Origin of the sequence: Microcystis sp. M061S2, from assembly GCF_020245605.1 — a bacterium.
GTDB lineage: Bacteria > Cyanobacteriota > Cyanobacteriia > Cyanobacteriales > Microcystaceae > Microcystis.
Genome location: NZ_JADBUP010000098.1, coordinates 1 through 3,646 on the forward strand (window position 1 = coordinate 1; position 3,646 = coordinate 3,646).

Genomic DNA, 3,646 nt, shown 5'->3' on the forward strand with positions numbered 1-3,646 from the left:
AAATATAGCGGCGGCTTTGGTTATGCTTCCTCCATTCTCTACATAATCAATTACTTTTTTTCTCAAGTCTAGGCTATAGGACATTTTTCTGTATGGGTTGCTTGTTTCTCCTTATTTTACCCTATTTTTTACTTGTATCAGACTTATTTGAAATGGCTATAACATCTGAAAGTGCAATTCCTTTCTCCGAGAGGGATTGCGCTTTGAAATGATCAACTAAGTCTGTCATTACTTTTGAAAAATGATATAACATTCCCAACAAAATAACCGAGGAAACCTTTAAAAAGACCGACCGAGAAGAAGAGATGGTAAGTTGTCAAAGTGCAGAAGATATGTTTGATAAACTTGGCATCTATATCTGGCACTGAGAGCCGCGATCGCCTTTGATATAATAGGATTAAAGATGCTGCCTGCGATCTAAAAGTCATGACACAAGAAGAAATCAAAGCAATTATCCGCCAAGAAATACCCGAAATTCCCCAAGATAGGGAAATGCGGGACGATTACGACAGTGGTGTTGGTGCTTTGGGAGCGATATGGGGAAAGCACTCGGAGGAATCTTTCGGCGATGCTCTGAAAGCAATTTTAGAAGAGTCTTTCGGAGTGCAGGTGATTAATGTTACTGAATATGATGACGAAGGCGAAGTCTTTGGCAGGCCAGACCAGATAGAATTGGATTTGTTAATCAAAAATGGACTGTTGATAATTGGCGAAATCCAATCCTCTATAAGTAAAAGTACAATTTTATCAGCAGCGACACCAACAAGAATCCAACTGCAAGATAGTTATTTCACTGACGGTAGATTTCAAGGCGCAGGAAATAGCTAAAAATTTAGGAATAGAAGTTTATAGTTCTGCAAGAGATGTAGAAGTCAGTTAATAAAAGGAAGGTTAAGGAAGATAAATAGTACAAGGAAATTATCAGGTGATCGCTAATTGACAAAAAGGACAATATTTGTTAATATTAAGGTTGACCAATGTATATCATTAATAAAACTGCTAGAAATGTCCCCTATTTTATATGATTCTGATTTTGACTTGTGGATTGAGCAGACAATTCAACAATTAAAAGATCGTCAATTTGAACGACTAGACGTTGAACACTTAATTGAGGAATTACAAGACTTGGGCAAGTCAGAAAAAAGAGCCTTAGAAAGTAACTTAATGGTGTTGTTGGCTCATTTACTCAAGCTCAAGATACAAGGCGATGCGCCTGAGACTATGACAGGCAGTTGGTATGATTCAATCAACGAACACCGGCAGCGAGTTCAAAAAAGCTTACGAGATACTCCATCTCTCAATCCCTATCTGTCAACAGCAGTTTCCTCAGTCTATCCAGACGCTCGCCAGCTGGCAATTAGAGATGGAAAAAAAGCTAAATTTGGCGTTCGCATACCATTAGAAAATGAGTATCCAATCACCTGTCCTTTTTCAATTGAGCAGCTCTTGGATGATGATTTCTACTTAAATGAGTCTTAGCCTAGAATTGTGATGTAACATATAGTAATACCCTCAACCATTGACAACAGGTAGCTGAACAAGGGGCTTAAGCCCCCTGCCTGTTCACGACTCATTTAGAATTGCTATAGCCAGTCAATTAAAGTAACATTTGCCTGAAAGAGGGCAAAAAATCTAGGAAATCTAAATAACTAAACCCAAAATATAGGACATAAATATGGAAACTCTGACGCTTAGTCAACCGATGCAGTTAACTGCATTACCCACGCAAGATGAACTTCCCTGCGATGATGGAGTACCCATGGAAACTCAAAGGCATAAATGGCAGATGGATCTGTTAATAGACACTATATCACCTTGGCTAGACCAACGAGAAGATGGTTATGCCAGTGGCAATATGTTTGTCTATTTCAGTACAGCACAACTAAAAAATCAAGACTTCAAAGGACCTGATTTTTTTGCCGTCTTAAGTGTACCAAAAGGGGAGCGAAAAAGTTGGGTTACTTGGGAGGAGGGAAAAGCCCCCGATGTAGTGATTGAACTACTCTCAGAAAGTACCGACCAAATAGACAAAACCGAGAAAAAACAGATTTATCAAGATAAGTTACGAGTCCCTGAATATTTCTGGTACGATCCTTTTAACCCTGAAGATTTTGCCGAATTTGTCTTGGTTGATGGTGTATATGAACCGCGGCAACCCAACGAGAAAGGATGGCTAATCAGTGGTCGTTTGGGATTAGCTTTAGTTCGTTGGCAGGGAGAATATAGAGGGGTAACAACCGTCTGGATTCGCTGGGCAACTTTAGATGGAATGTTGTTACCAACCCCGCGAGAGTTGGCTGAGGAAGCACAACAGAAAGCTGAGGAAGCACAACAGAAAGCTGAGCAAGCACAACAGAAAGCTGAGGAAGCACAACAGAAAGCTGAGGAAGCACAACAGAAAGCTGAGGAAGCACAACAGAAAGCTGAGGAAGCCGAAGAAAAAGCCGAGCGATTGGCGGCTAAACTCAGGGAATTGGGGATTAATCCCGAAAGTCTCTAACTTCCTCTGGGCGGATTTTGGTAAGACTCCCCCAGTGGGGTAGTTCATTTTTGAATCGGCATTTTCACCAATGGAGAACGAGGAATTGACGACTGTTCCGATTTATTGTGCATCAAGGCTTGCGGCGTTCAGGGGTCTAAAATTGACATGAATGCCATATTATCTTGCTAAACTAAACACCAAACTAGCAACATTCCCCCCATGTACCAGAGAACGCCGTCCCTTCCACCCAAAGAAATGTTACCAACCATGTACGACCTCCCCAGCGAAAACCTGGAGGAACCTGGCTTGCCTGACGAATTTCATCTCTTCCAACCCGAATTATTGCGCCAGACCTTTCGACCTTCTAACTATCCTGCCGAACAAATATTTATCGCCAGCGATCTAAATCTCTACTACGACCCCTACCATCCCCAATGGTACAAGCGGCCAGACTGGTTTGCCGCTTTGGGAGTCTCGCGGCTGTACCAAGGAGAGGAATTGCGCCTGAGTTATGTGATTTGGCAGGAAGAAATTGTTCCCTTCATCGCCATCGAATTACTCTCTCCTGGAACGGAAGCAGAAGATTTAGGGCGTACCGTGCGGGGAATCAACCAACCTCCCACCAAGTGGGAAGTTTACGAACGAATTTTAGGCATTCCCTACTACGTGGTGTTTGATCGCTACAGCAACCAATTGCAGGCATTTACCTTAAAATCAGGAAAATATCAGCCTTTAAGACTAGAAAACCAGCAGTTGTGGCTAGAGGAAGTACAATTGGGATTGGGACTTTGGGCAGGAAATTGTCAAGGCATTGAGCGGTTGTGGCTGCGCTGGTACGGACGAGACGGCAATTGGATACTGACTCCTACCGAGCAGGAAGCTCAACGCGCCGAGCAGGAAGCCCAACGCGCCGAGCAGGAAGCTCAACGCGCAGAAAGAGAACGGCAGCGGGTTCTAGAACTAGAAGCTTTGTTGGCTCGTTACCAGGAACAATTCGGGCAGTTAAATTGAGAAAATAATGAATAGACCTCGACCTAATATTATCTCAAGACCAAAAGTCTTTCTAGTTAAGGAATCTACCCGAATAAAAATTATTTTAATTGCCTCATATTTTTTAAGTAAAATTGAATTAGCAACGATAGATATACATTCCAGCTATCGAAC

Annotated in this window: 5 protein-coding genes; 4 read left to right on the plus strand and 1 reads right to left on the minus strand. The window is 42.2% G+C overall.

Annotation, left to right across the window (positions count from 1 at the left end):
- Window positions 1-84: IS630 transposase-related protein (locus IM475_RS16790; protein WP_287728364.1), on the minus strand; the 84-nt coding region annotated here is incomplete at its 3' end.
- Window positions 85-426: 342 nt separating this feature from the next.
- Between IM475_RS16790 and IM475_RS16795 the strand changes: the two genes are divergently transcribed.
- The 4 genes from IM475_RS16795 to IM475_RS16810 all read left to right on the plus strand — a co-directional run bounded on the left by IM475_RS16795 (window position 427) and on the right by IM475_RS16810 (window position 3,493).
- The gene (locus IM475_RS16795) at window positions 427-828 is read left to right on the plus strand and encodes a DUF3782 domain-containing protein (RefSeq protein ID WP_287658418.1); all 402 of its coding nucleotides are present in this window, start codon (window positions 427-429) and stop codon (window positions 826-828) included.
- 177 nt (window positions 829-1,005) lie between these two features.
- Window positions 1,006-1,479, plus strand: coding sequence for a DUF29 domain-containing protein (locus IM475_RS16800; protein ID WP_287658420.1), 474 nt, complete (start codon window positions 1,006-1,008; stop codon window positions 1,477-1,479).
- A 196-nt stretch (window positions 1,480-1,675) separates the two neighbouring features.
- The gene (locus tag IM475_RS16805; protein WP_287728362.1) at window positions 1,676-2,500 is read left to right on the plus strand and encodes a Uma2 family endonuclease; all 825 of its coding nucleotides are present in this window, start codon (window positions 1,676-1,678) and stop codon (window positions 2,498-2,500) included.
- Between the two features lie 201 nt (window positions 2,501-2,701).
- Window positions 2,702-3,493 carry a Uma2 family endonuclease gene (locus IM475_RS16810; protein WP_287658423.1) on the plus strand — a complete coding sequence of 264 codons (792 nt, stop codon included), beginning with the start codon at window positions 2,702-2,704 and terminating at the stop codon, window positions 3,491-3,493.
- Window positions 3,494-3,646 lie beyond the last annotated feature (153 nt).